The organism is Curtobacterium sp. MCLR17_007, from assembly GCF_003234655.2.
Lineage (GTDB): Bacteria > Actinomycetota > Actinomycetes > Actinomycetales > Microbacteriaceae > Curtobacterium.
In genome coordinates, this window is the sequence record NZ_CP126271.1 from 3676621 (window position 1) to 3702658 (window position 26038).

24 protein-coding genes are annotated in these 26038 nt (G+C 66.5%); 9 read left to right on the plus strand and 15 right to left on the minus strand.

The features are described 5' to 3' along the window. Window positions 1-44 precede the first annotated feature (44 nt). Entirely contained in the window at window positions 45-1109 is a 1065-nt protein-coding gene (locus tag DEJ13_RS17500) for an amidohydrolase family protein (RefSeq protein WP_111106099.1), read from the minus strand. A gap of 128 nt (window positions 1110-1237) precedes the next feature. Continuing rightward, window positions 1238-2428 carry an ABC-2 transporter permease gene (locus DEJ13_RS17505; protein ID WP_146245173.1) on the minus strand — a complete coding sequence of 397 codons (1191 nt, stop codon included), beginning with the start codon at window positions 2426-2428 and terminating at the stop codon, window positions 1238-1240. A 78-nt stretch (window positions 2429-2506) separates the two neighbouring features. Here DEJ13_RS17505 and DEJ13_RS17510 point away from each other — a divergent pair, with 78 nt between their 5' ends. Beyond that, window positions 2507-3130, plus strand: coding sequence for a TetR/AcrR family transcriptional regulator (locus DEJ13_RS17510; protein ID WP_146245174.1), 624 nt, complete (start codon window positions 2507-2509; stop codon window positions 3128-3130). Window positions 3131-3199: 69 nt separating this feature from the next. Here the strand turns inward: DEJ13_RS17510 and DEJ13_RS17515 are convergent, their stop codons facing one another. Beyond that, complete coding sequence (locus DEJ13_RS17515) at window positions 3200-3865, minus strand: SDR family NAD(P)-dependent oxidoreductase (RefSeq protein ID WP_111106101.1); 666 nt, start codon at window positions 3863-3865, stop codon at window positions 3200-3202. A gap of 116 nt (window positions 3866-3981) precedes the next feature. Here DEJ13_RS17515 and DEJ13_RS17520 point away from each other — a divergent pair, with 116 nt between their 5' ends. The 3 genes from DEJ13_RS17520 (at window position 3982) to DEJ13_RS17530 (ending at window position 6163) form a co-directional block, all read left to right on the plus strand. After that, the gene (locus DEJ13_RS17520; protein WP_111106102.1) at window positions 3982-4551 is read left to right on the plus strand and encodes a TetR/AcrR family transcriptional regulator; all 570 of its coding nucleotides are present in this window, start codon (window positions 3982-3984) and stop codon (window positions 4549-4551) included. A gap of 734 nt (window positions 4552-5285) precedes the next feature. Further along, window positions 5286-5897: a class I SAM-dependent methyltransferase gene (locus DEJ13_RS17525; protein WP_111106104.1), complete on the plus strand. Its 612-nt coding sequence runs from the start codon at window positions 5286-5288 to the stop codon at window positions 5895-5897. 41 nt (window positions 5898-5938) lie between these two features. After that, window positions 5939-6163 (plus strand): cold-shock protein, encoded by a 225-nt coding sequence (locus tag DEJ13_RS17530; RefSeq protein ID WP_111106180.1) that lies wholly within the window; start codon window positions 5939-5941, stop codon window positions 6161-6163. A gap of 542 nt (window positions 6164-6705) precedes the next feature. Here DEJ13_RS17530 and DEJ13_RS17535 read toward each other — a convergent pair. The 3 genes from DEJ13_RS17535 to DEJ13_RS17545 all read right to left on the minus strand — a co-directional run bounded on the left by DEJ13_RS17535 (window position 6706) and on the right by DEJ13_RS17545 (window position 9135). Next, the gene (locus DEJ13_RS17535; protein WP_146245175.1) at window positions 6706-7398 is read right to left on the minus strand and encodes a hypothetical protein; all 693 of its coding nucleotides are present in this window, start codon (window positions 7396-7398) and stop codon (window positions 6706-6708) included. Window positions 7399-7433: 35 nt separating this feature from the next. After that, on the minus strand, window positions 7434-8021 hold the full coding sequence (locus DEJ13_RS17540) for a hypothetical protein (protein WP_111106105.1): 588 nt from the start codon (window positions 8019-8021) through the stop codon (window positions 7434-7436). 115 nt (window positions 8022-8136) lie between these two features. After that, window positions 8137-9135, minus strand: a complete 999-nt coding sequence (locus DEJ13_RS17545) for a hypothetical protein (protein WP_146245176.1) — start codon at window positions 9133-9135, stop codon at window positions 8137-8139. A 529-nt stretch (window positions 9136-9664) separates the two neighbouring features. On the opposite strand from DEJ13_RS17545, the gene DEJ13_RS17550 reads away from it, so the two are divergent. Continuing rightward, on the plus strand, window positions 9665-10507 hold the full coding sequence (locus DEJ13_RS17550) for a hypothetical protein (RefSeq protein WP_111106107.1): 843 nt from the start codon (window positions 9665-9667) through the stop codon (window positions 10505-10507). 73 nt (window positions 10508-10580) lie between these two features. Here DEJ13_RS17550 and DEJ13_RS17555 read toward each other — a convergent pair whose 3' ends face one another. Then, on the minus strand, window positions 10581-11015 hold the full coding sequence (locus DEJ13_RS17555) for an ASCH domain-containing protein (protein WP_146245177.1): 435 nt from the start codon (window positions 11013-11015) through the stop codon (window positions 10581-10583). Continuing rightward, complete coding sequence (locus DEJ13_RS17560; protein ID WP_146245178.1) at window positions 10988-12508, minus strand: PIN domain-containing protein; 1521 nt, start codon at window positions 12506-12508, stop codon at window positions 10988-10990. The genes DEJ13_RS17555 and DEJ13_RS17560 overlap by 28 nt, the downstream gene beginning before the upstream one ends. A 339-nt stretch (window positions 12509-12847) precedes the next feature. On the opposite strand from DEJ13_RS17560, the gene DEJ13_RS17565 reads away from it, so the two are divergent. The 3 genes from DEJ13_RS17565 to DEJ13_RS17575 all read left to right on the plus strand — a co-directional run bounded on the left by DEJ13_RS17565 (window position 12848) and on the right by DEJ13_RS17575 (window position 15624). Continuing rightward, window positions 12848-14010 (plus strand): IS3 family transposase gene (locus tag DEJ13_RS17565; protein WP_111106110.1). Its coding sequence is split into 2 segments (ribosomal slippage): window positions 12848-13127 and window positions 13127-14010, totalling 1164 coding nucleotides; the frame shifts between segments, so codons are not numbered across the junction. A gap of 224 nt (window positions 14011-14234) precedes the next feature. Beyond that, complete coding sequence (locus DEJ13_RS17570) at window positions 14235-15116, plus strand: phosphotransferase family protein (protein WP_111106111.1); 882 nt, start codon at window positions 14235-14237, stop codon at window positions 15114-15116. Window positions 15117-15165: 49 nt separating this feature from the next. Then, window positions 15166-15624: a GNAT family N-acetyltransferase gene (locus DEJ13_RS17575; protein WP_111106112.1), complete on the plus strand. Its 459-nt coding sequence runs from the start codon at window positions 15166-15168 to the stop codon at window positions 15622-15624. Here DEJ13_RS17575 and DEJ13_RS17580 read toward each other — a convergent pair. The 7 genes from DEJ13_RS17580 to DEJ13_RS17610 form a co-directional block, all read right to left on the minus strand. Then, complete coding sequence (locus DEJ13_RS17580) at window positions 15621-16112, minus strand: AAA family ATPase (RefSeq protein WP_181436943.1); 492 nt, start codon at window positions 16110-16112, stop codon at window positions 15621-15623. The genes DEJ13_RS17575 and DEJ13_RS17580 overlap by 4 nt on opposite strands. A gap of 351 nt (window positions 16113-16463) precedes the next feature. After that, the gene (gene dnaB, locus DEJ13_RS17585; RefSeq protein WP_056121026.1) at window positions 16464-17852 is read right to left on the minus strand and encodes a replicative DNA helicase; all 1389 of its coding nucleotides are present in this window, start codon (window positions 17850-17852) and stop codon (window positions 16464-16466) included. A 573-nt stretch (window positions 17853-18425) separates the two neighbouring features. Then, the gene (gene rplI, locus DEJ13_RS17590) at window positions 18426-18878 is read right to left on the minus strand and encodes a 50S ribosomal protein L9 (protein ID WP_056121023.1); all 453 of its coding nucleotides are present in this window, start codon (window positions 18876-18878) and stop codon (window positions 18426-18428) included. A 14-nt stretch (window positions 18879-18892) separates the two neighbouring features. Continuing rightward, the gene (gene rpsR, locus DEJ13_RS17595; protein ID WP_056121021.1) at window positions 18893-19150 is read right to left on the minus strand and encodes a 30S ribosomal protein S18; all 258 of its coding nucleotides are present in this window, start codon (window positions 19148-19150) and stop codon (window positions 18893-18895) included. 44 nt (window positions 19151-19194) lie between these two features. Then, a complete protein-coding gene (locus tag DEJ13_RS17600; RefSeq protein WP_056121019.1) occupies window positions 19195-19767 on the minus strand; it encodes a single-stranded DNA-binding protein in 573 nt (190 codons plus the stop codon). Between the two features lie 3 nt (window positions 19768-19770). After that, window positions 19771-20163, minus strand: a complete 393-nt coding sequence (gene rpsF, locus DEJ13_RS17605) for a 30S ribosomal protein S6 (RefSeq protein ID WP_056121018.1) — start codon at window positions 20161-20163, stop codon at window positions 19771-19773. A gap of 179 nt (window positions 20164-20342) precedes the next feature. After that, window positions 20343-21779, minus strand: coding sequence for a CCA tRNA nucleotidyltransferase (locus DEJ13_RS17610; protein WP_111106182.1), 1437 nt, complete (start codon window positions 21777-21779; stop codon window positions 20343-20345). Window positions 21780-21903: 124 nt separating this feature from the next. Here DEJ13_RS17610 and DEJ13_RS17615 point away from each other — a divergent pair, with 124 nt between their 5' ends. Next, window positions 21904-25992 (plus strand): DUF6049 family protein, encoded by a 4089-nt coding sequence (locus DEJ13_RS17615; RefSeq protein ID WP_220037554.1) that lies wholly within the window; start codon window positions 21904-21906, stop codon window positions 25990-25992. Window positions 25993-26038 lie beyond the last annotated feature (46 nt).

Genomic DNA, 26038 nt, shown 5'->3' on the forward strand with positions numbered 1-26038 from the left:
GTGTGCCGACCACGACGCGCTCATCCTCCCGACAGTCCCCACGGTCATTGACGCCTCGGAACGCTCTCGCTCGCCAAGCGGGGGAAGAGCTGTTCGGCGGCTGCTCGATGCACCTCACCCAGTCGCTCTGCGCCGGGGCCGTCGTAGGCACCGAGATCGTGGTCGAAGCGGGCGGTCCAGTCGGGGTGCGCGTAGGGGAAGTCGCTGCCGTAGAGAACGTGGCCGGGCTCCGCGAACGCCAGCAGTGACGGCAGCGACGTGGGAGATGCGGACAGGGCGGTGTCGAAGTAGAACTTGCGCAGGCCCGCTTGGATGCGCTCCGGCGTGGTGTCCGGGTTGAACATCGCGGCAGCGCTGAACCGGCTTGCGGCGTAGGGCAGGAAACCACCGGCGTGGGACAAGATCACGCGAAGTTCCGGGTAGCGGTCGAACACGCCGTGCGCGACGAGGTCCACGGCGGTGCGGGTGGTGTCGAACGGGAAGTCCAGCAGTGCGGTGGGCATCCCCGGCAACTGCGTGATCGGTGGTGCGGTGGGGTGCACGAAGACCACGGCTGAGCGGGCGGCGAGTTCCGCCCACAGCGGCTCGTACGCGGGGTCGCCCAGGTACCGTCCATGCGCGTTCGACAGCAGGAGCACACCGTCGGCGTGGAGCTCATCGAGTGCTCGCACGGCTTCGGCGACCGCGCCGTCGAAGTCCGGCAGCGGCAGCACCGCGAAGTGCCCGAACCGGTCGGGCCGCTCTCGGACCAGCTCGGCCTGGTAGTCGTTCAGTTCGCGGGCGAGTTGGCACGCCGCGGCGTCGTCACCGAAGTGCACGCCCGGTGCGCTGATCGAGAGCATCCCGGTCTCGATCCCCACTTCGTCCATCATCGCGATCGCCGCTTCGGGGCTCCACTCCGGCATCAACCAGCCGCCGATGGCCCGGGGCCCTCGTCGCGGTGCGGTCCCGCCGCTCTCACCCCACGGGTCCCACTGCGCGGACCCTCCGGTCGCAGCCTGCGCATCCCCCGGAGCGCCGGCCCCCATCGCTTTCGATCCTGCCGCTGCCATTGCCTCGAAGTAGCGGGGCGGGAGCAGGTGCTGGTGGACATCGATCTTGCCTGGCATGGTGCGGTCCTCCGATCGTCCTCAGCAATGAGGGCTGGTTGTGTGCAGAAGTGGTCGTCGTGATGGTTCCCGCCGGTCGGACCGGGAGTGGTTCGACCGTTTGCGGGCGTCGAGCAGGCCTGTGGTGTTCAGGGTGTCGGGGTCAACGGGAGCAAGGCCGCGTTCGGCGTTCCTGCGGCGGACTCGAGGTGGGAGCCCGATGGGCCGGCTGCCGAGCGGGGACCTTGCTCGTGACGGAGTCCGCCCTTCGGTCGAGCAGCGCCTTCGCGTCGGTTCCGGATGAGCATCGCCGTCAGGGTGAGCAGGATCCCCGCCACTGCCCAGATGCTCAGCCGGATGATCGGGGCGGCGACCGCAGCGCCGTCGAAGTACTGGACGGACCGCAGCAGGTCGAGCGCGTCGCCCTGCGGGAAGACGTAGTAGAGCGTCTGGAAGAAGTCGTTGAGGACGTGGATCCCGAGCGGGCCACCGGATGACGTGTTCCCGAGGATCACCAGGGCGAGCGTCACCACCAGAGCCGCGATGGTTCCGCCCAGTGCGGCGACGCCCGTGACCGCTCCCCCGATGGCGACTCCGGTCAGCCAGAGAATCCCGAACACGCCCCAGGGACCGACGGTCACCGCCCCGAGTGCGGAGTCGATCCACAGGGTGATCAGTCCGGCGAGGAGACCGGCGTAGAGCACGAGGACGATGCTGCGCTCGACGAACTTCGCGGCCGTGTCGACCGTGCCGAGGATGCGTCCGAACACCGTCGCACCGAGGGCAGCCCCAAGGCCGGCGAAGAGGATCGCGTAGAACTCGATCGACCCGACCGGGTCCTGCTTCGGCAGGGGTGCGAGGTCGGTGGCCGTGTTGGTGGTCTGCAGCTTCGCCGCGATCGAGTCGCCGATGCCGGAGACCGCCTGGCCCAGCCCGCGGCCACCGCCGCTGGCGATGTAGGTGGTGACGCCGGCGCCCTTGCCCGGCGCCGGCAGGATGACGGCGCCGTCGACGTCGCGGTCGAGCACCGCGGATCGTGCCTGCCGCTCAGAGGCCACGACGGTGAGATCCAGCGACCCCTGCTGCTCGAGCGCGACGATCGCGTCAGCGTCGCCGGTGACCGCGAGATGGACGTTGTTCGGCGTCGGGTTTCCGAACGCGCTCGAGTAGCTCGTCAACATCGCCATCGCCAGGAGCAGGATCGCGATCGCACCGAGGACCAGGTTCCGGTAGCGATGCGCTGATCCCGGCCCTTCGGAGTCCAGCGCGCCTCCCGCGACCGCCGCTTCGAACTCGGGGTGCTGCGGGCCGTCTCCGCGGCCAGTGGCAGGCTCGGTCACGTGCGTCATGATGTCCTTTACAGTTGTCCAGTAGATGACGAACGTACATCACCATCCGGGCTCTGACAAGATGGAGTCATGAGGGACGGAACAGGCACGGTGCCGCTCGCGAGCCAACGGGTGGACCCGCGCGTCACCCGCACCCGCGCTGCCCTGATCCGGGCGTTGGCCGCCCTGGTGTCCGAGACACCAAAGGGCGAGACGATCTCGATGAGCGCCGTGGCACAGCGCGCTGGGTTGAGCAGACAAGCGCTCCACAACCACTACAGCAACGTCGGCGACCTGGCGACGGACCTCTGGATCAGTCGGCTTCTCGAGGACTGGCTCCCCCTCGACGAGGCCGCTGCGAACCTCCCACAGGCCCTCACCGACGCCGTTCGGGAGCGCGGGATCGAACCGCTGCTCGCCGCGGGACGTGCGGATCGCGGCTTCTTCGACAAGCTCCGCGCCGTTCCACGTGGCGAGCGCGTCGCCGAGGTGCTCGCAGCCGCGATGACGACCTGGCTGTCGGAGTCGGATCACGATCCCGATCACCATCGACCGGAGATCGCTCTGACCGGGGACGCCCGGACCTTCACGATCGGCGGCATGATCGCGCTCGTGTCGACGTGGCAGATGGCCGACGCGCCCCCGAGCACGGCCGAGCAGGTGGCGACACTCCGGACCTTCGCCGCGGCGGCGGCAGCGGCTGGCGCCGACTGAACCGCGCGGACCCGGGTCCCGGCAGCCCGGCGGATCCCGCCCAGGCCAGCAGCCCGGGCGGGAGGCGCGTCAGCCGTCGTACGCGACGTAGTGCAGCTCGGCATCCCGCCGCTCGTCGTGGAGCTTCACGTAGGACTGCGCGATGACCGCCGGTTCAGCGTCCGGTCGCCCACCGCCGATCAGCGCGGTGATGGCGACGAACCCGACGTAGACACCCTTGTCAGCGAGAGCGGCATTGAGGTTGAGCGTCCAGTTCCGGAGCCCCGCCGCTGCGATGTTGACGTTCCCGCGGACCGGCGTCTGGGCGAGCGCACCGCCACCGGTGGTCACGAGGACCGTGCCGGCGCCCGCCGCGATCATGGCCGGCAGGACCTCTCCGACGGCCGCGATCGCGCCGCCGAGGTAGAAGTCGAGCTGTGGCTGCAGGTTCTCCATCGTCACGTCCACCGCGTCGACCGACTCCAGGGTCCGGTCAGCCGGGGAGAACTCGAGGACGTCGATCGGCCCGAGCGCTTCCCGGATCGATCGGAGGGCACTCCGGATAGTGTCGGGCTCGCTGACGTCGGCGGTGAAACCACGAGCCTGGATGCCCTCCGCGACGAGCTCACCCGCCAGGGAGTCCACGTTCGCCTGGCTGCGGGCCACGAGCGCGACGTCGAAGCCCTTCTGCCCGAAGGCCCGCGCGATCTCGAGACCCAGACCAGGGCCTGCGCCGATGATGGTGATGAGGGGCATGATGCGTCCTTCCGTGGCCCATTGCCGGGCCGTGCGAGCTGGTGCGGTAAGTTGAGGTCGTCCTCAAACCTCTGCAGCCTATGTTGAGGCTGACCTCAATTTCCTCCGGAGTCGCTGTGAGCACCGCACCCCGCCTGCGCCGAGACGCGCAGGCGAACGTCGAGAAGCTCCGCGCTGCCGCGATCGCGGTGTTCTCAAGTCGAGGGCTCTCTGCGCCACTGGAGGACATCGCGCGCGAGGCCGGGGTGAGCATCGGGACGCTCTACAACCGCATCGGATCGCGCGAAGACCTCATCGACGCCGTCGTGCCCGACATCGCGGGCGCGAAGCTCCGCACCCTGCGGGAACGGACACTGGCCCAGGACACCCCGCGTGCCCAGCTCGAGACCTTCATCGCCGAGATGATCGACCTGCAGCGAAGCGACCCGGCCATGAACGACGCGATGCTCCGGCGCTACCCCGACGCCGTGCTCCTCATCAACGCATGCGAACGATCCATGGCGCTTGGAGCGGAACTCGTCGCCAACGCACACAACGCCGGCGTGCTCGCCGAGGACTTCACCACCGAGGACCTGATGACCGTCCTGTGGATGGCCGGGATGGCCAGCCACGACCCTGCCGCTCCGGACGGATGGCGCCGTGTCGTCGACCGGAGCGTGTCCGCAGCCTGGACCGTCCAGGGCTGACGCCGCGACGCGCCTCGCCTCGCCTCTGCACCACCGGCAAGGCCGCTCTCGTATCGCTGCGCCGCAACGCAGGAACGATCCGCCTGTGGAGCCGATCGCCTACCGGGCGGTACTCGTCTGGACGAACAAGGAGAGGGCGAACACAAGCACTCCCAGTCCGAGCGGGGCAAGGATGACCAGGAACGGCGCCCCCGCTCCTTCGGCAGCGAGCATCATCGCGACCCAGAAGAACGTGACGATCCCCGTTCCCGCACTCACCGCCCCGAAAGTGATCGCAGTGCCCCATCGCGACGCGTCCGAAGACAACGGGACGACCAGCAGACTGCAGACGAGTGCTCCGACGATGCCCGGCACGATGCACGACCAGAACGCAGCGTCCGCCGAAGCCCACTGGTCAGGGCCTGATCCCGTCCAATGCACGGGCACTCGAGAAGGAGGGTCCGCCCATGCCAGGCGGAGAGCGATCACTGACGCTGGAGCAAGCCAGGCCACCAGCGCAGCCATGACAAGCGCAGCACTCACGCGCGACCGTGGCTTGACGACGCCAGAACTCGACACCCGTGCACGGTATCGCTGCCAGACGCGTCCGGTAGCCGATCGGCTACCGAACGGCTTGGAGCCACTCACTCAGTCGCATCCGGCTCGATGCTCTTGGTCGCGGATACGCTGCGGACCATGAGCAAGACGGGGGTGCGGTTGCTTTCGGAGTTGGGGCGGTTCAGTGACGAGCATCCTTGGTCGCACAACGATGCGTACGCGCCGTTCGTGCTCTGCACGCACGGCGGGTGGGCAGAGGGGCCGCGGTGCTCGATGTCGGGTGCGGGGCCGGCACACTGCTGAGGCGGCTCGCTCGGTCCGGAGGAACGGTCGTGGGCCTCGAACCAGAAGCCCGCGCGGCGGCAAAGGCACGGATGAACGTCAACGGCCTCCGCAACGTGACGGTACGCGAGAAACCCTTCGACGTCACCATCCGAGATGAGCCGCGTTATGACCTCATGACCTTCGTGGCGTCGCTTTACCATCTTCCGTTGGTGCCCGCCCTGGAAGCGGCGCGCTCGATGCTGTGGCCAGGCGGACGACTCGTCATCGTCGGCCTGGCCCGAGAGACGTCGAGAGACCTTCCGTGGTCCATCGCCTCGCTGCTCCTGAACGTCGGCGTCGGCGTGATTCTCCACCCTCGCCGCGCGGTGGAACCGCCGGAGAGCATGACGGCGCCGACGACGATGCCGCTGCTCACGTTCGAAGAGATTCACGCGGTCGCTTGCCAAGTACTCCCGGGCATCAAGATGCGACGTCCGCTGTTCTGGCGATACCGAGCGGTCTGGGCAGCCCCGCCCGTACGGTAATCGATCCATTGCCGGATGCCGCGACGCGGTACGTTGCGGTCGTGCAGATCGTCGAAGGCGTTTGTGTTTGGTGGAGCGACGACGACGGCTGGGGTGCCCTTCGTTCGAAGGCGCTCGAGTCCGACGTCTTCGTGCACTTCTCCGTCCTGGGTGGTCCCGGCTTCCTCTCACTGCGGCCCGGTCAGGGCGTGCGCTTCGAGGTGGAGCCCTACCTCGCCGGACAGGACGGCTACTTCTTCCGCGCGCACAACGTCACGCGCACCTGATCAGAAGCCGTTTGGCCGGTGGACTCAGCTGCTCGCAGCGAACGCGTGGTCAGTTCCCGCGACCGAAGTCGCTGCATCGCTGAGATCCCCATCCCCGCGCTGAACAGCGACACGTTGTGGGCGAAGGAGAGAAGTTGTGTGCGCGACGACACTTGTCGACGTGGGCTCCAGTCGGTCCGCCCTGAGGACCTTGAGTGGCATCGCGCCAGCAGCTCGTCCGCGAAGCCCGCCATTCAGGCAGTCCGCGCCCGAGCGAACAGGTCAGACAACGGAACCGACCACATTTCCCAAGCTCTCAGGACTCGCTGACGGCAGCGCAACATCGGATGCTCTTATGTCAGTTAAGCGCAGCACGAAGCTCACACGCTAAGGGACGTGAACGAGAGGGCAGCAGAAGCGGCTGAAAAGGCGAAGGTCGAGAATGAAGAGGTCCTCGAAGCCGCGCGATCAGGCCGACAGGATCGCAGCCTAGATGTCAAGCGAAGGCAAATAGCTCTCGCTTCGCCGAGCGGAGCCCTAATGAACCTTTCCTGTTAATCGTGTCATGGCTGAGAAAGACCAGTAGGATCTGGGCTGGCCGAATGCCTTCCGTGATTTGCGTTTTGCTTCAAATCATCGGCGAGCCTGCCAACGATTTTCTGAGCGTCTTCCAGCAGGTTCTCGTTGCTCTGCGGTACGTCAATAGGTTCTCGGCCTTCAAGGGCGCGTAGAGCGTTCACTAGACGCACGTGAGCTTTCCCCTGTTCCTCCAACGCCCAGATCTGACCGTCCTTCTCGTAAGGTGGCATCAGCAGCACCGAAGTGGTCAGCACGTACCGGTCGAACTCGGATTTTATGGTAGATGGGTAAACAAGACTAAAAGCGTTGGCCGCGAGTGCGAATGCCTCAGTAGCGGGCTTGATCTTGCCGCTCACCGCCGCGAGGAACTGCGCTGTGTTCCGTGGGAGGGCGAGCAGGGCCAGCTCTTTCAATCCGTCACCGGTCGACAGCAGGGACGCTCCAGCTTCGACGACCTCCTTCAGCTGCCGTTCCGCCCGGTCCCGATGGAACTTCGTCTTATCGTTCGCCCTCGTCAGCAGGTAAGAGAGGAACCCACCCAACAGGAGAAAGCATCCCGCCAGGACCGGGACGCCCCACCACGGAGCCGCAGACGGTTGGTTCGTCAGCTCGACGAAGAGGTGCGAAGGGCTCGGAGACGGGCCTATGGTCATGCTCGGCGTAGGAGTCGGGCTCACGGCGCGACTCTAGACCCTCGTCGGCGTGCTCCTTGTCAATCGATCTCGAAGTGCTTGCGAACTGCTTCCTCAAGCTCCGTGGCCATCTGGTGCAGCTGGTGCAGCTGGGACACGCCTCTCTGCGTCGTGACGACCTCGGTATGAGTCTTCAGGAATTTCGGCGCTGCGGATTCCAAACGCGAAGCGACGTCGCGGACGTCCGCCGGCGCAACGAGTTTGAGGGTAGCGATCTGGCGCATCAAAGCCTCGAAAGAATCGTCAAGCGCAGCAATCGACGCATCCCCGATTGGGGGCGGTGAAACGGGCTCGCCTGCTTGCATCTGACTGACGGCAGCATCGGCGAGTGTGCCGACGACCATATCATACTCCATACCGTCTTGAATGAACTGGCGGACCATCGTGACGACATTCGACGTGTAGCTCAAGAGATTTTCGTCCCATCGCGCGTGGCGCTCGCGCTTGGCGTGCCGATCGTCCTGGATACGATTGAAAAAGAACCCTAGCAGCGCACCAACGATCAGAAAGCAACCAGCCACGACCGGCACGCCCCACCAAGGCGCGGCCGGAGAGGCTATTGACTCGGGGACCGGACTGGGGCTTGCAATAGCCAGCAGAATCATCATCAATCAGAAATCCTTGGGTTCGCGCGGTCCGCCTCGGTGGACGTCGTAATGGTGGAGCGCTCAGGAGGAGCGCGGGCGGAACCGCCCGTGTTGCAACCTGAGGACAGGCGCTGCGTCAGTAATCTTGGTCCTGCCAATTCTCAAGTAATGCCTCGTCGTACTCTCCAGATTCCAACACGTATCGCTCACCGGGTAGGCCAGCCTCGGCGAGTTCCTCTTGATCCGATACCCGGAAGTTACAGACGGCACAGGCGAACTCATCGGGATGGAACCAAACCACAGGAAATGCCTGATAGACAGGCTTCCAGCCGTCTACGTCGCGCTCCACATCGACGTCAACTTCAACCTCGATGTCGGCCTCCCCCTGAAGGCGTCCCACATAATCGCAGGCTGGGCACTCCGAATCCACCCCGATGCGTCCGCTATCCGACGGGTCTAGCAATCGTCGGGCCGACTCCTTGCTCACCAAAGCACCCTCGTAACCGGTCCGCCCTAGCCGGGCCTCGAGCGCTGCGAGCTGAGCGAGCGCCTGTTCTCGGCGGAGTTTGACGCGTCCCTCAACCGTCTCACGACGTTTATTCATAAGCGCATCTACGAGACCCGCGTACGGTCCAAAGTGCTGTTCCTTCGTCAGCCCTACGTGGGGCAGTAGAACCGCAGTGGCTAGGAGACAATCCTGCAGAACACTCTCCACTCTGTCGGTGATCCCCACGTGCGCTGCGCCGTTGCGTACGTCAGCTATCAAAGATTGACGCGACTTCGGTATGGGCCAGTTGGGTATGAGCGACGCCAGTCGGCTCAAAACTCCCCCAAGGCCGACCGTGCGAGCGCTCGGATCTCGAAGATCTGGGCGGGACACGGACCGAAGTAATTGTTCCTCCGAAGGCGCTGACGGCATTACCAGCACAGGGTTCATATCCCATAGCGTTGCCTTGCCGAGTAGTTCAAGGCTCAGCGGCGCTATCATAGCCACATGCTCGAGGTCGTCGTTCGACCAAGCTTCGAGCGCATCTCTCATCCACCGCTTGGCCCCTTCTCGCAGTAGTTGCGCGGACGCCTTTCTCGGGTCGTCGACAGCGGTCGGCTTGGGATGCGCTTCTTCCGGTGATGCCACCCCGCAAGCATAAGACTTGGACGGGCGGCGGAGGGGGCGCGATTTCCGGATTGGCGTCCGCGGTGACTCGATGGGGATCGCGACTCCCCACCTCATGTGCTACTTTCTGACCAGTCCGTTGGATCAGGTCAGGGGCAGGGGTTTGGGGTTCGATTCCTCTCGTCGCCGGCGCGCTCGGTGTTTTCGCGGTTCTCATTGCAATGCGGTTTGTAAGTCTGATTACCTCACTGAAAGACAAGTCAGAAACCCGTCGAAATGAAATCCTGAAGGAGACACCCATGAACAAACACCTTTCGCACAAGATTCTCAGTACCACTTTTGAGACCGCGTGGGCGCTTGGCGTATCGGTGACAGCTGGGCTGCTGCTCTCGTCCTGATTCAACGGCCGAATGACTTGTATTGCCGGCCATCGGAGACCGTGATCGGTCTCAGTAAGGCTTCGTCGCTGAGCCGCCAGCAGGGCGCTCAAGGCTAACTGGGAGTGTTCCGCGACTCACTTCCTTGTCATCGTGCCCAGGAGGCGAACGACGTGAACCAGCAGCAGAAGGGCTATCGGGAGCTCCCCGTCGAGCGCTGGTCGAGGCAGATCGCTAGCCGCGAGCTCGGACTATCCGTCGACCGCTTCGAAAATGGCACTAGTAATGGCATGGTCGACGCCGTCATCAGGGCCCCGTTCGGCCTCATCCCGCTTGAGGTCGTGCAGGACGTAAACGTCCCAGAGCGGCGGCAGACCGAGGCATTCCAGGCGCACGGCGCACACTTACAGGTTCCCGGAATCGGGCACGGTTGGTACATGAGCATCCTGCACTCTGCTCGGGTCAAGACCGTGCGAGAGGTCCTCCCGGGGTTGCTGCGTCGTCTGGACGAAATTCTCGACGACCGGCCAGGGTGGGTTCTCTCGAAGTCGCAGGAGCTGTGGGGGGAGGAGGTTCCACGTCCGCTGCAACGCCTGGGCGTCCAGTTCATGGCACCGCTGTTCGACGAACGAGGACGAGATCTCATCGTCCTCGGCGGCGAAGGATGGAGCGGGACTGACGAGCCGGATCGACTCAACAGCTGGGTACTCGAGGTTCTCGAGCGTGAGGACGACGTCCCAAAGAAGATTCGCTCGTTCGCCGGCGGACACGGAGATGTGTTCATTTGGGCGACACTCGCCAGCGACCTAACTGTTACGGGACTTCTCACTGATCCAGACGTCGCGCTGATCCCGCGCCTCCTGCCGGATCGGGCCCCAGAGCTACCTCCGGGCGTTGACCGCGTGTGGGTGGCGTGCACGCTCGCGAGGCGAAGGGCCGTCGTTGCCGAAGGCGGCCGCTGGCGTTGGCTCGAATGGGTCGCGGACGTATCAATGGAGGACGAAGGCGAGCATTGAGACTTCATCGCCAGGCTTCGATCATTCAACTCGACGCTGGCTCGTCAAGCGTCCCGAAGCACTTCCCGCACTCCTACGCCACCGCCGGCATCAGCCGCTGACGCTCCACTTTTCGACTCCGGTGAACGTAGTAGAAGCTCTGCGGGATCGAGCTTGCCTCTAGCTCGTCTAGCGTTTGAGGTCGGGCATAGCGGGTGGCCTGATCAACAACCAAGGCGACGGCCTGAGTCGACGACGCGTAGTAGTCATCGAAATTAGTTTCGTCGATGATTCCCACCTCGCCGAAGGTGGCCCAGATGGACGCGGGCTTATCGATCACCGTCTCTTTGATGCTGAACTCGCCAACGACCCTCTGAACCGGAGCCGTTGCATAGATGAGCACCGTCGTGATGTCATCGGCAAGCTTCCGCTTCCGGAACTCGACAAGCTTCTCGCCGCTGAGGATCGCATCCGCATAGCGGGGGTGAATCGCCATGACCGCTACGCGCTCAGTTGCTGCAGTACCCATGCGCGCCCTTCGTCCGATGCTGCTCGCGTGATCGCCTGAGGGGCCCCGTTGAGCACTCGCATCTCGATGAGTTCATCGAGACTCCACGGCCCCTCAAGGAAGCGGTCCTGGCGGAACAGAACCGCGATCACGCCACTTTGACACATGCCGGCGACTTCTTCTGCGCTGTACACGGTACGTCGCCCAACGAACGAAAGGACCTCGGAGGGAACCGAGCTACGCAAGGTGCGTTCGACGACGCCGATCGCGCGCACTGCCCCGCTGCCCGGCTTGTCGCCAGCGGACTTGTAGAAGAGGAGCACCGCGCCCTGAGGGAGTGCTCGACGCTTCGAGTTGCTGAGGTACGCCTTCCGCAGTGCGTTGCCGAACGGGAGGAGCTCAGTGACGTCGAACAGAGCGGCTGCGTCCGCCTCCTCGGCGGGGCTGTCTGGGAAGAGCCCACCGTACCAGCGCGGCTGTATCGGCACGACGAAGACCTCACTTCGCGGAGCGATCGCTGGTGGCCCGTACTTCATGTGGTATGCGAGCGGATCGGTCGGCGCGTCCGGCTTAGGCTGCAGCGTCTTCTCGAACACCCACTCGTTCTCCCTATCGGGCAGCCGACCGGTTTCCTCGAACCCGAACGTTTCAAGGAAGCGAACGAGGAGTTGCTTCGCCTCATCCTTGATCACTGTGACGAACATGGCCTCGACACGCTTTGTCGCTGCCCAGCCGAGCACCGTCTTCAGGAGCAACTCTCCGAGCTTCTCGCCCTCAGCTCGTTCATCGACCTTAAAAGTCGAGATCTTCATCAGCTTCCGACCGGGCACGAGCGGGTGGTCATCGGAGAGCTTGACGATCGCGATCGCACGGTACCCGCCATCAGCATCCTCGACGGTCCACACACGACGATTCGGGTCGGGTGCGACCGTCGTGCGGATCCAGTGATCGAACTCGGCGTAGTCGCGTCGCAGGGAGTCGAAGATCGGCTCGTCGAGCCTGAGTTCGGCGGCCATCCGACGATGCACTTGCGGCGGCGCTGCCGGATCATCCGGGTACAGCGTGCGGAGAAGCGTTAGTGCTTCTGCAGGCCGAAGGACCTGCTCCTCGAGACCAGCCCGAGCAGCACGGCGAAGGAGCCGGCGGTCGTTCGTGACCAGGTGCGTTGCCGCCCCAGCAGCAGCGGCGGCAAGCAGTCGCAAATCTCGATGATCATTTAACCCATCGACGACAGTGCCAAACGCATCACGCAGATCGTCAGCGATCGGTGGCTCGCCGATCAACTCGTACTTCCGAAGCGCCCGGAGGTTCGCGGCACGGTGGCCTTCGTCCGCGGTTTCGCGGAGGTCGTCGTAGTTGGCCGGGTGAACGACGACGTGGTGGTTGTGCTCGCGGGCGAGGCGGAGCAGGTCCGCCAGGGCGGGACTCTGCTCGTCGTCGGAGCCTGCGTACGGTTCCAGCGCGATCACCGCGTTGGTGTCGAGTAGGAAGGTAAGGAGCGGCGGCGCAGCCATGATCGAAGCCCATTCGTGAGGTCGATCTGAAGCTAGTCGAACGCGAGCGTTCCTTGGGAAACCCGCGCGGGTGTCGGGATTGCTCTCTCCCCGCGTCTTCGGTCCGTCGTTACGTCGAGCGGACCCAGGGTGGCTTCAATGGAAGGAGTGCGAGCCAATCGATTGGCTCGCAGCGGTGCCCTGTCGGTGGTGGGAAAGCGGTGATGGCCCACCGCACCTGTCGCTCCGGCCGCCCAAGCTTAACGGCGAGGGCCTTCAGCGACAGCGCTCGGGACTGCTGCAGGTTTGGTTGACTCCTGAGAGGTAGGGGCATGGGCTCCTGCTGGAAGGATGTGCGCCATGGTGAAGGCGTATCCGGAAGAGTTCCGCCGCGATGTGATCGCGGTCGCCCGGAAGGGTGAGACGTCGGTGCGGCAGGTCGCGAAGGACTTCGGTGTGTCCGAGTCCTGCCTGGCCCGCTGGTTGCGTCTCGCGGACCGTGATGACGGCGTCCCTGCTGCTGCGTCGCCATCCGTGAAGGCGATTGAGCAGGCCGAGCTGCGGGACGCACAGAAACGGATCCGGCTGCTCGAGCAGGAAAACGAGATCCTCCGCCGGGCAGCGGCGTACTTCGCCCAGTCGCAACTCCCAAAATGATCTACCCGCTGGTCCTAGAACTCGCCGCCGATGGTGTCCCCGTCGCGGTGACCTGCCGGGTGCTGGGTTTCTCGAAGCAGGCCTTCTATCGGTGGCGCGCCGACCCGGTTTCTCAGCGGGACTGGGAGGACGCGCACCTGACCAACGCAGCGATCGATGCGCACCGGGACGATCCGACGTTCGGGTATCGGTTCATCGCCGACGACCTGATTGCGTCCGGTCATACGGTGTCGGAACGGCGAGTGTGGCGGTTGTGTTCGCAGCAGCGGCTCTGGTCACTGCACGCGAAGAAGCGCGGCCTGAATCGCAAGGCTGGGCCGCCGGTGCACGATGTTCGTGTCCGCCGTGCGTTCACCGCGCCAGACCTCGACAAGCTCTGGCTGACCGATATCACCGAGCACAACACGGCAGAGGGCAAGCTGTACCTCTGCGCGATCAAGGACGCGTGCTCGCGGCGGATCGTGGGCTATTCGAGCAGTGACCGGATGCGGTCCTCGCTTGCCGTCGCGGCTCTGCAGATGGCGATCTCCCGCCGGAGCCCGTCAGGGACGGTCATCCATTCGGATCGGGGCAGCCAGTTTCGTTCGAAGAAGTTCGTCCGGGCGCTATCGGACGCCAGGCTGCTCGGATCGATGGGGCGGGTCGGCGCGTGCGCGGACAACGCGGCGATGGAATCGTTCTTCGCGCTCCTGCAGAAGAACGTCCTCAACCGGAGACGCTGGGCGACCCGGGAAGAGCTCCGGCTCGCGATCATCACCTGGATCGAAGCGACCTACCACCGGAAACGGCGCCAACGTGGTCTGGGGAAGTTGACCCCGATCGAGTACGAGACGATCATCAACCCACAGGTCGCACTCGCGGCCTAATCGAACGAGTCAACCAAACCTGCAGCAGTCCCTCTGGTCGTCCTCGCCAGCATTGTGCGCCGCAACGTCGTCGTCGGTCAGGGCACGAAGGCGGACACGATCAGCGCCAGAATCTCTGCGTTTCCGCGCCATGTGCATGCACATCACGATCGTCCATCCGCGCCGACGGGTCAAGCGCGCGTCGTGTGACTGGTGTGCGACGTTCGCTGTGTCAGCATCAGGAGATGCGTGACCTTCTCGCTCGGATCTCCGACCTCTCCGGCTACGTCCTGAGCAACGGGCGGCGCCTGACCGGCGGCGAGCAGGGCGGCGCGCTGCTCGCGGAATCGCCGGTCGGGCCCGTGGTGGTGAAATTCCAGCCTGACCCGGAGAAGGCCGCTCGGGTGCTCGCAGCCGCTCGTGTCATGAAAGCGACGCAGGCGAAGTGGTCCGTCGCGGACTGGCTGGCAGTCGGGCCGCTCGGCGACGGCGCATTCCACGTCCAAGAGTTCGTCCAAGGCGCCATCCTCGACGTCTCCAAGAACGCCCAAGTCGACGCGGTGATCGGCGCGAACCGGCGACAGAAGGGCTTGGCGGTCGCGGGCGCGTACGACCATTCTGCCCAGATCGTCGCCGTCACGATGGACCGACATCCATGGTTCGGTGGCGTTGCACGTCGATCGCAAGCAGGAGCACGGGTAGCGGCGGATGCGCGCTCGCTCGTCGCGGTCGCGGGGACGGTCGAGCTCCCCAGTGACGACATCGTCCACGGCGACCTGAGCGCGTCGAACATCATCGTCACGCCGACCGGCGAATCTCGATTCGTCGATGCAGAGACGGTCGGACGTGGCCACCGAGCCCTCGATCTGGCTGACCTGTACCGGCAGTGCGTGATCAGTGGTCACGCGCCTGAGACCGTCTTCCGGCGTCTGACCGTAGCCGGCGTTTCGGCGTCCGGTTCAGCCGCATTCATCACCTTGATCGTCGGCGCATGCCTGAACAACCTCGCCTGGCATGCAGCGAATCGATCCTTGCCGCAGTTCGAGCACATGTGCTCGCGGGCTCAGCGCGTTTTCCATCGGGTCGAAGGTGACTGCGAAGCTGTCGAGCACTGCCCGTCGCAATAACCGATCAGCTACCGGACGCTGATCGGGCATGCGGGACTAGTCTCCCGGCATGCGAACGCGACGGCTCGAAGTGGACGATTGTGCTGACCTTGTGCCGCTTCTTGACCAGCTCGGATATCCCACGACGGAGGCGGCCCTGAGCCCGCGCATCGATCTTCTCCTGACGGATCCGCGGACGGGATGCTGGGTTGCTGATCGCGACGAACGAATAGTCGGCCTGGTCACGGGGTGCCTGAGCTGGCACGTCGAGTTCGACGGGCCGGCGGCCCGGCTGACAGCTCTCGTCGTCGACGAGAGCGTGCGCGGTCAAGGCGTCGCGCGCCTGCTCGTCAACGTGTTCGAGGACTGGGCCCGAGAGCAGGGGGCGCGCAGGGCATCGCTCAACTCAGGGGTGGAACGCGACGGAGCCCACGCGGCCTACGAGAAGCTCGGCTGGTCCATTACCGGAGTCCGCTTCAGCAAAGACCTGTCCGCACCTGAACGACAGGTTCCGTTGTCGATCCTCTAACGGCCGTTGAGGATTCGTTGGGCGACTGCGGCTAGCTCTTCACCCGGCAGAATCGGCTGCTCCGTCACGAACGGGAGCGGGTCCCATCCGAGGTACCACTCACGCATCCGATCCGGGCTGACCTCAGACGCCAGCGTACGTCCCGCATGCCGTCGCAGGGTCTCCTCAAACGTGAGGTTGAAGGCGTAGAAGCGAGCGTCGGTCGATGTGCTCGAAATGCGTTCCAGCATCGTTGCGTAGCGATCGGACTGGAAGATCCCTTCCAGGACGACGTCCTGACCGGCCGAGAGGCAGTGCTTCGCTGCGACTTCGAGAAGCGCCGCGTGCTCCATGCCGTCAGCGTGACCGGCGTCCTGGCGCTCCTTGTATATGGTCCGCCGGAAGTGATCTTGTCCGAACACCGCGGTGGGCCAGCCCAACTCCTGTTGCAGCTGCGCCGCCAGGGTCGACTTGCCAGAGCCAGAGGCGCCGCGGATCACGATGAGCACGACAGGCAGGATAAGACTTCGCCGACTGTCTGCCCTGGCTCGGCTGCCGATCGATCAGCGGTGACCGAGGCTGAACGCGTCCCATAAGCCGGTGCTCCAGTCGACTGACGAGTGCCCGAAGACGACGCCGACTCCTACCGCCCTGCGTCGAGACCAACTCTGTCTCACATGGGTGGTCCGCGAACTTTCGCAAATCACCCCCGCCTTACGGGCGCCTCGGGACCAACGAAGGCTCAGTCGCGCTGCGGTCGGCTCAACCCGTTCGCGCTGCCAAACAACGTGTCCATCTCCGTATTTCAGACACGTTGAGTGGCAGTCGGACAAGTTAGCTGGCGGACGACACTTGTCGTTCTACTGCGGCATGTCCACGAACCGCGAGAACATCCCGTGGAACGCCACCGTGATCGTGTCCGTCGGCCCGTTGCGGTGCTTCGCCACGATCAGGTCCGCCTCACCCTGACGCGGGTTGTCCTTCTCGTACGCCGACTCACGGTGCAGCAGGATCACCATGTCGGCGTCCTGCTCGATGGACCCGGACTCACGCAGGTCGGAGATCATCGGCTTCTTGTCGGCACGCTGCTCGGGCCCACGGTTCAGCTGGGACAGCGCGATCACGGGGACCTGGAGCTCCTTCGCCATGAGCTTCAGCGCACGCGAGAACTCCGAGACCTCTTGCTGGCGGCTCTCGACCTTCTTGCCCGAGGTCATCAGCTGCAGGTAGTCGATGACCACGAGCTTGAGGTTGTGCTGCTGCTTGAGTCGACGGCACTTGGCGCGGATCTCGACCAGCGTCATGTTGGGGGAGTCGTCGATGAAGAACGGGGCGTCGTTGATGCGTCCGCGGGTCTGCGCGATGGTGGTCCAGTCGCGCGAGTCCACGGTGCCCTTGCGCATGTTCTGCAGGGGCACGCTGGTCTCGGCGGAGAGCAGACGCATCGCGATCTCGGCGCGGCCCATCTCGAGCGAGAAGAACGCGGCGGTCTGGTCGTGCTTGACGGCAGCGGCACGGCACAGGTCGAGCGCGAGCGTCGACTTTCCCAGTGCGGGTCGCGCGGCGATGATGATGAGCTGCCCGGGGTGGAAGCCGTTGGTCAGGCCGTCGAGCTGCGCGAACCCGGTCGGCACGCCGGTCATCTGCCCGTCACGGCCCTTGGCGGCTTCGATCTCGTCGATGGCGGCCGAGATCGCCTCGGTCAGGGGGACGTAGTCCTCGGTCTGCACCCCGCCCGCGACGTTGTAGACCTCGGCCTGGGCGCTGTTGACCAGGTCGGTGACTTCACCCTCGGACGCGTAGCCCATCTGCACGATGCGGGTGCCGGCGTCGACGAGACGCCGCAGCACCGCCTTCTCGGCGACGATGGCGGCGTAGTACCCGGCGTTGGCCGCGGTCGGCACCATGCTCGTGACGCTGTGCAGGTACTCGGCGCCGCCGGCTCGGGACAGCAGACCGGTCTTGGTCAGTTCGTCCGTGACGGCGATGACGTCCGTGGGCTCACCGTGGGAGTACAGCGACAGGATGGCGTCGAAGATCACCTCGTGCTTGGGGATGTAGAAGTCCACCCCGCGAGCGGTCTCGATCACGTCGGCGACGGCGTCCTTCGACAGCAGCATGCCGCCGATGGTCGACTGCTCGGCCAGCAGGTCGTGCGGGGGAGTGCGCTCCATCCCACCGCGATCGCCGTAGCTCCCGCCACGCTCCGCGTAGTCCTGCGGCGCCGTGTCCAGGTGTGCGATCGACACGCGAGCTCCTTCAGTTCAGCGACCCGTCCGGACGACACCGGACCAGGCAGTTCTACCCCGTGCGACCGACATCCCCGAGTCGCTGGGCCAAGCTACGGGTACGAAGTTATCCCCAGCAAACGGCCCTGTGGACAACTCTGTGGAGAGACTGCGGAACACGCCGGGAACGTGTGTGAACAGCTGTGGACAGGCCTGTGGAAACAGGGGCCTGAGAACATACTTTCGACCGCTTGACCTGGGCTTTTCATTTCCACACTGTGTGTGGACAACCGGGCTTCAATGTGCGCTTGAAGGTTCCCGATTTGACGTTTCCACTGTGTGAAACGACTTGACAAACGACCTCGGGGTTCGAAGTCTCCCGGCTGGCTCACAGCCAACCGCGGAGCAGTCCGGACGGTAACCAGACAAGCCAGAACGGTGACAGACAGCATCCAGTAATCCAGCGGGAACGACGGAAGGCAGGCCTCCCGAATCGGGCACAGCACCCGCGACCCGGCGGGAACGACGGAAGGCGGGCCTCCTGTGTGGAGACCCGCCTTCCGACGGAACCGACGCTGTCGGACCGAAGCAGCCTTACTTGGCGGCGACGACCTTGAGCGAGATCACGGCAGTGATGTCCTCGCGCAGACGGACGGTGGCCTCGTGGTCACCGACGGTCTTGATGGTCGCGGGGACCTCGACCTTGCGCTTGTCGAGCGAGCCGACACCCTGAGCCTGCACGGCGTCTGCGACGTCGGCGGGACGGACGGAGCCGAACAGGCGACCGTCCTTGCCGGCCTTGACGGTCAGCTGGATGGTGGCGTTCTCGAGCTTCATCTTGAGGTCCTGTGCCTCTTCGATGGTGGCGAGCTCGCGCGCGGCACGGCCGGCGCGGATCGACTCGACCTGCTTCTCGCCGCCCTTGGACCACGCGACAGCGAAGCCCTGGGGAACGAGGTAGTTGCGGGCGTAGCCGTTCTTGACGTCGACGACGTCACCGGCGGAGCCGAGGCCGGAGACCTCGTGGGTGAGGATGAGCTTGGACATGGTGATCCTCCTGATCAGCGGCCGGAGCCGGCGTAGGGGAGGAGCGCCATCTCACGGGCGTTCTTCACGGCACGGGCAATGAGGCGCTGCTCCTGGACGGAGACGCCGGTGATGCGACGGGCGCGGATCTTCCCACGCTCCGAGATGAACTTGCGAAGGGTCGCGACGTCCTTGTAGTCGATGACGCCGACCTTGATCGCCTTCGCGGGGGCGGCGTTCTTGCCGCCCTTGCCGCGAGGCTTCCGGCGGTCGCCGGTGCTCTTTCCAGCCATGATTTTTCCTTAGGAGAAGAAGAAGTGTTGTGTCCGCGGACGGATCAGAACGGGGTCTCGTCGTCGTAGGTGCCACCGGGGGTCGACCACACGTCGTTCGACTGTGCTCCACCGCCCTGCTGCTGGCCACCCTGCGGGGACCACGGCTCGTCCGAGCGGCCGCCGCCGGAAGCGTTGCCGCCACCGCCGTTGCCACCGAAGTTGCCGCCGCCCGAACCACCGCCGACCTGGCCACGACCGCCGCCACTGCCACCCGCTGCACGGGTGATCTGGGCGGTCGCGTACCGGAGCGACGGGCCGATCTCGTCGACCTCGAGTTCGATGCTCGTACGCTGCTGGCCCTCACGGTCCTGGTACGAGCGCTGACGCAGACGGCCCTGCGCGATGACGCGCGAGCCCTTCGTCAGCGACCCCGCGACGTGCTCGGCGAACTCGCGCCACACGCTCGCACGGAGGAACAGCGCGTCGCCGTCCTTCCACTCGTTCGCCTGACGGTCGAACGTGCGAGGGGTGGACGCGATGGTGAAGTTCGCCACAGCGAGCCCGTTCTGCGTGTAGCGCAGCTCGGGGTCAGCAGTGAGGTTGCCCACCACCGTGATGACGGTTTCGCCGGCCATCGGTTACTCGGCGCTCGCGGTCGCGGCGGCCGGGGCAGCGGCAGCGTTGGCTGCCTTGCGAGCGGCACGGGCCTCGTCGCGCTGCTTCTGGGCGGCGACCTGCGCCATGCCCTCTTCAGCGCGCAGGACCTTCGTGCGGAGCACGGCCTCGGAGAGACCGAGCTGACGGTCGAGCTCCTTGGCGGCGTCGGCGGAGGACGTGAAGTTCACGACGGCGTAGAGGCCTTCGTTCTTCTTGGCGATCTCGTAAGCGAGACGACGACGGCCCCAGACGTCCACGTTGTCGACGGTGCCACCGTCGTTGCGGATCACGGCGAGGAACTTGTCCAGGCTGGGAGCGACGGTGCGCTCGTCGAGCTCGGGGTCGAGGATCGCCATCAGTTCGTACTTGTGCATGCGGAACCCACCTCCTTTGGTCTTGGCGGCTCCGGGCGGTTCCCGGAGCAGGAGGGTTGATGCATGTGCGCCGACACGCAGGTGCGGTCGGCACAACCCCGCAAGCCTAGCGGACAGCCTGGAGGCCCGCTACCGGTCCGGCAGATCGGTGTGCGGCGGTCAGGCGGTCGGCCCTGCGGTCAGGCGGTCGCGTCGCGCGCGGCCCACCACTCGCGCAGACGCTGCTCTGCCCGGTCGGGCCCGAGGGGGCCCTCGTCCATCCGCGCCTCGAGCAGGAACCGGTAGGCCTCGCCCACGGCGCGCCCCGGCGGGATGTCGAGGACCCGCATGATGTCGTCGCCGGTCAGGTCGGGGCGCAGGGAGTCGAGTTCCTCTTGGTCCGCCAGCACGCGGATGCGTTCCTCGAGGTCGTCGTACGCGAACGCCAGGCGGTCGGCCTTGCGCCGGTTGCGCGTCGTGACGTCCGACCGGGTCAGTTCGTGCAGCCGCTCGAGCTGGGGTCCGGCGTCGCGGACGTACCGGCGCACGGCGGAGTCGGTCCAGGCGCCGTCGGTGTACCCGAAGAAGCGCAGGTGCAGCTCGATCAGCCGGGCGACGGCCGCGATCGTGTCGTTGTCGAAGCGCAGGGCCCGCAGCCGCTTCTTCGCGAGCTTCGACCCGACCAGGTCGTGGTGGTGGAAGCTCACGGCGCCGCCGGGCTCGAGCTTGCGGGTCGCCGGCTTGCCGATGTCGTGCAGGAGCGCAGCGAGCCGCAGCACGGTGTCGGGGGCGTCGCCCGCGTGCCGCTCGTGCTCGTACCCGATCGCCTGGGTCAGGACGGTGAGCGAGTGCTCGTACACGTCCTTGTGGTGGTGGTGCTCGTCGATCTCCAGGCACATCGCGGGAAGCTCCGGCAGGAACCGCTCGGCCAGGCCGGTGTCGACGAGCAGCCGGAGTCCGGGGACGGGATCGTCCGTGTTGAGCAGCTTGACGAGCTCGTCGCGCACGCGTTCGGCGGAGACGATGTCGATCGAGTCGACGAGCTCCTGCATCGCGAGGCGCACCTCGTCGGACACGGTGAACCCGAGCTGCGCGGTGAAGCGCGCCGCACGCATCATCCGCAGCGGGTCGTCGCGGAAGGACACGGTCGCGGTCTGCGGCGTGCGGAGTCGACCCGCGAGCAGGTCCTCGACGCCACCGTGCACGTCCACGAGCTCACGGTCGGGCAGCCGGAGGGCCATCGCGTTGACGGTGAAGTCACGACGCAGCAGGTCGTCCTCGATGGTGTCGCCGAACGCCACCTCGGGCTTGCGGGTCGCACCGTCGTAGACGTCGCTGCGGTACGTCGTGATCTCGACCTGTTCACCCTGCACCCGGGCGGCGATGGTGCCGAACTGCCGGCCGACGTCCCAGGTGGCACTCGCGATCGGCTCGACGATCGCGAGGACGTCGTCGGGACGGGCGTCCGTCGTGAAGTCGAGGTCGGTCACCGGGCGTCCGAGGAACGCGTCGCGCACCGGACCGCCGACGAGCGCGAGCTCGTGCCCGGCCTCGGCGAACGCGCGGGCGAGCGCCGCGACGGGCGCGGTGGCGGCGAGTGCGTCGAGTCGTTCGACGGCCTGGGCAACGGACTGCATGACGTCGTCGATCATCCCAGATCGACGCCGCCGGTTGTCCACCACCTCCGCGCGCACGCCGGGCTCTCATGGTCCGGCCTCATACACTCGTCCGAGGTCCGAACCGATCCCGGGCCGTCCTCGTATGCGCATCCTCCGATCCACGCTCGCCGCCGCCGCGTCCGCCCTGGTCGCCCTCGGCCTCGTCGTCACGCCCGCGTCGGTCACGGCAGCGCAGGCGACGACCGCCCCGACGACGTCCACGCACGTCGCACGACCGGTCGCGGCGCAGGCGGGCAAGGCCTCCATCGAGATCGTGCCGGCAGACCGAGGTGTGCTGCAGCCGGACCAGGACCTCACGCTCTCGGTGACGGTCACGAACGACACCGACACCGAGCTGCCGGCCGGCACCGCCGAGCTCGACATCTTCCGGCAGTACGCGGGGACTCGGGACGTCATCAGCGACTGGCTCGCCGACACCAGCACAACGGGTTACTTCGGCGCCCCGATGGGCTCGGTGGACGTCCCGGCCGTGCCGGCGCATAGATCGGTCACCCTCGACGACGTCCGGGTCGTCCCCGGCAACCTCGGGCTGTCCGGGTACTCCTCGTTCGGTGCGCGGCGCATCGCGGCCGACTACCGCGCCGGGTCGACGACGGCCGTGGCACGCTCGGCGGTCACCTGGTACCCGAACTACGAGCAGACGCCCGTCGGGGTCTCCGTGGCGATGCCGATCACGATGCCGGCCGGTTCCGGCGGGCTCGTCAGCGCGAAGGACCTGGCCGCGGCGACGGCGCTCGACGGCACCCTGACGGCACAGCTCGACGCCGCCCAGGACCACAACGTCGCGCTCGGCATCGACCCCCGGATCATCGCGTCGATCCGCATCCTCGGCGAGAACGCCCCCTCGTCGGCGACGGCCTGGCTGCAGCGGCTCGAGGGCATGCGCAACGAGACCTTCGCGCTGCCGTACGCCGACGCCGACGTCACGGGGCTGCGCCAGGCGGGGGCATCGGGCATCCTCGGTCCGATCTCCCTCGACCAGCTCGTGAAGCCCGACGACTTCCCCGGTGCGTCCACCCCGGCCCCCACCCCGACCGGCAGTGCGACCGCGACCGCGGACCCGTCCGCGAGTGCCAGCGCCACCGCGACCGCCGACCCGAACGGCACGACCGGCACCGCGCCGGACGACCAACCGACCACCATCCCCACGACGGCACAGCTCCTCGACTTCCCGTACACGATGTCGTCGATCGCGTGGCCCGCCGAGGGCACCGTGGCGACGGACGACCTCAGCGCGCTGACCGATGCCGGCACCACGGCGACGATCGTCGCCAGCGGGAACACCTCCGCCGGTGCGGACACGACGATCACCGCCTCGGAGAAGATCGACGACCACCGGGTGCTCGTGTCGGACCAGGGCATGTCCGACCTGCTCCACGACGCCGCGACCGCGACGACGCAGCGTGCCTGGTCGAGCGCGATGAGCGAACTGACCGCGACGCTCGCCACCGCGTCGCGCCAGGGCGGCACCACCGGTCCGGTGCTGCTCACCCTCGGCCGCGCCTGGCCGACCGACTCGACCCGCCTGCAGCAAGCCCTCGACGCACTCGAGAACACCCCGTGGGTGTCCCCGGCCGACCTCTCCACGACGGCCGCCGTGACGCCAGGGTCCGTCTCGCTCAGCAGCTCGTCGGACAGCGACGGTCGTCTCGACCAGCTGCGTCGCCTGGTCGAGGCCTCGAAGGACCTCACCGACTTCGCCTCGGCCATCACGACCCCGACCGACCTCACCGCCCCGGCACGTGTCGCCGACCTGGCCGCGGCCTCGAACTCCTGGCGCAGCGACGACGAGGGGTTCGTGCAGGCCGTCGACACCCGGGTGACGAGGGTCGCGAAGGACGTCTCGAGCGTGGGGATCCTCGACGGCAGCAGCATCACCCTGCTCGGTGACCGGTCCTCGCTGCCGATCTCGGTGCGCAACCGCTCGGCGTACCCGGTCACGGTCTTCCTGACGGTCCAGCCGTCGAACTCGTTCCTGCGCATCGAGAAGAACGCGGTCGAGGTGACGGTCCAGCCCGACTCGTCCAGCCGGGTCACCTTCCCGGTGCAGTCCGTCGCGAACGGCAAGGTCGAGCTCACCATGTCGCTCACCAGCGCGACGGGCGTCCGCATCGCCGACCCGGCCACGGTCGAGATCAACGTGCAGGCGCAGTGGGAGACGTTCATCACGGCGGCGGCGGCGATCGCCGTGGTGTTGATCTTCGGGCTCGGGATCTACCGCAACGTCCGTCGGCGCCTGCGTCGTCGCCGGAACGGCGAGCCGGCCGAGGTCGACGAGGACCCCAACCGCCTGTACCAGGAGCCGTCGGACGACGACCGCGCCGAGGGAGAGGACCACCCTGCCGGGTCGGCCACCGCGATGGCGACCGCCGGTTCCAGCACCCCGCTCGCCGCCGCCGAGGGGGCCGACCGTCTCGACGACGCGATCGCCCGTGCCGGAGCCGGGCCGGTCCTCCCGTCCGACCGCGCGCACGACGTGAGCGCCCCCCAGGAGCCCACCATCAGCACCACCCAGCCCGACCCGACCGTCCCCGCGGAGCCCGCGCAGCGCAGCCTCGGGCGGGCCAGTGCCATGCTCGCCGCGGGCACGATGATCTCCCGCGTGCTCGGGTTCGCCAAGACCTTCGTGCTGGCCTACGCGATCGGCAACTCGGGGTCCCGGGCCGCCGACGCGTTCGCGATCTCGAACCAGCTGCCGAACAACATCTACGCGCTCATCGCGGGCGGCCTGCTGTCCGCGGTGCTCATCCCGCAGATCGTCCGCTCCATGAAGCAGAACAGCGACGGCGGGACCGCTTACGTCAACAAGATCGTGACGCTGGCCGGATCGGTCTTCGTGCTCATCGCCATCGTCGCGACGGTGCTCGCGCCGGTCCTCGTGCGCATCTACAGCCAGAGCGCCGGCGACGGCGGCAAGGGCTTCACGCCCGCGCAGACCGACCTGGCGATCGCGTTCGCCTTCTGGTGCCTGCCCCAGATCCTGTTCTACGCGATGTACTCGCTGCTGGGAGAGGTGCTCAACGCCAAGCAGGTGTTTGGGCCGTTCACCTGGGCGCCCCTGATCAACAACGTGATCGCGATCGCCGGGCTCATCGTCTTCATCGCCATGTTCGGCGGTCGCGACGTCAACTCCGCAGCCGCAGCGTGGACGCCGCTGAAGATCGCCGTGCTCGCCGGCAGTGCGTCGTTCGGCGTCCTGGCACAGGCGGCGTTCCTGCCGCTGTTCTGGCGTCGAGCGGGTCTGTCGTTCACGCCGGACTTCCGCTGGCGGGGTGTCGGCCTCAAGGCGACCGGCACCGCAGCCGGGTGGCTGTTCGGCATGATCCTCGTGACGCAGCTCGCCGGGGTGGTGCAGGCCCGCGTCGCGTCCCTCGCCCAGGGCGCCGGCAACGCGACCCTCGCGACCAGCTGGCTGCTCTTCATGCTCCCGCACTCGATCATCACGGTGTCGATCGCCACCGCGTACTTCACGCGGATGAGCCACGACGCCGAGCGGGGCGACCTGGCGGCGGTCCGACGCAACCTGTCGCTGTCGCTGCGGATCGTCGGGCTGTTCACCGTCTTCGCGTCCGTGGCCCTGGTCGTGATGTCGACGTCGTTCGCCCGCGTCTGGGAGAACACGTTCTGGCTGACCCAGTCGATGGCCTGGGTGCTCGTCGCCTACATGCCCGGTCTGGTGCTGTTCAGCATGCTCTTCATCATCCAGCGCGTGTTCTGGGCGCTGCACGACCACCGCACCCCGTTCCTCATGCAGATCGTGCAGTCCGGGCTGTTCGTCATCGGAGCCCTCGCGGTCGCGGCGTTCCCGGCACAGCACATCGGTGTCGGCATCGCGGTGTGCACCACCTTGGCGGGCACGGCCCAGACCATCGTCGCGCTCGTCGTCGTGCGGAAGCGCCTGGCGGGCATCGACGGCCCGAACGTCACCCGCTCGCACGTGCAGTTCGTCATCGCCGCGCTCATCGCCGGCGTGGTCGGGGTCCTCGTCGCCAACTTCTTCGGTGCCTTCTCGGCCGACGGCTTCGCGATGTCCGACGTGACCAGCGCACTCATCACGCTCGTGCTGACCGGCGCCGTCATGGTCGTCGTCTACTTCGGGGCGTTGGTCGTCGCAAAGAACGGCGAGATCGCGAACGCCGTGACGCTGGTGCGGTCCCGACTCGGGCGCTGACCCCGGCGCCAGACGCACGGGGAGCGCGCTCCCGGGTGCCTCGGAA

What these genes read in the sequence shown, in the direction of transcription:
- DEJ13_RS17500 (WP_111106099.1), bottom strand. Translation starts at nt 1,109, where the DNA reads ATGCCAGGCAAGATCGATGTCCACCAGCACCTGCTCCCGCCCCGCTAC.
- DEJ13_RS17510 (WP_146245174.1), top strand. Translation starts at nt 2,507, where the DNA reads ATGAGGGACGGAACAGGCACGGTGCCGCTCGCGAGCCAACGGGTGGAC.
- DEJ13_RS17515 (WP_111106101.1), bottom strand. Translation starts at nt 3,865, where the DNA reads ATGCCCCTCATCACCATCATCGGCGCAGGCCCTGGTCTGGGTCTCGAG.
- DEJ13_RS17540 (WP_111106105.1), bottom strand. Translation starts at nt 8,021, where the DNA reads ATGATGATTCTGCTGGCTATTGCAAGCCCCAGTCCGGTCCCCGAGTCA.
- DEJ13_RS17555 (WP_146245177.1), bottom strand. Translation starts at nt 11,015, where the DNA reads ATGGGTACTGCAGCAACTGAGCGCGTAGCGGTCATGGCGATTCACCCC.
- DEJ13_RS17560 (WP_146245178.1), bottom strand. Translation starts at nt 12,508, where the DNA reads ATGGCTGCGCCGCCGCTCCTTACCTTCCTACTCGACACCAACGCGGTG.
- DEJ13_RS17570 (WP_111106111.1), top strand. Translation starts at nt 14,235, where the DNA reads ATGCGTGACCTTCTCGCTCGGATCTCCGACCTCTCCGGCTACGTCCTG.
- DEJ13_RS17575 (WP_111106112.1), top strand. Translation starts at nt 15,166, where the DNA reads ATGCGAACGCGACGGCTCGAAGTGGACGATTGTGCTGACCTTGTGCCG.
- rplI (WP_056121023.1), bottom strand. Translation starts at nt 18,878, where the DNA reads ATGTCCAAGCTCATCCTCACCCACGAGGTCTCCGGCCTCGGCTCCGCC.
- rpsR (WP_056121021.1), bottom strand. Translation starts at nt 19,150, where the DNA reads ATGGCTGGAAAGAGCACCGGCGACCGCCGGAAGCCTCGCGGCAAGGGC.
- DEJ13_RS17600 (WP_056121019.1), bottom strand. Translation starts at nt 19,767, where the DNA reads ATGGCCGGCGAAACCGTCATCACGGTGGTGGGCAACCTCACTGCTGAC.
- rpsF (WP_056121018.1), bottom strand. Translation starts at nt 20,163, where the DNA reads ATGCACAAGTACGAACTGATGGCGATCCTCGACCCCGAGCTCGACGAG.
- DEJ13_RS17610 (WP_111106182.1), bottom strand. Translation starts at nt 21,779, where the DNA reads ATGCAGTCCGTTGCCCAGGCCGTCGAACGACTCGACGCACTCGCCGCC.
- DEJ13_RS17615 (WP_220037554.1), top strand. Translation starts at nt 21,904, where the DNA reads ATGCGCATCCTCCGATCCACGCTCGCCGCCGCCGCGTCCGCCCTGGTC.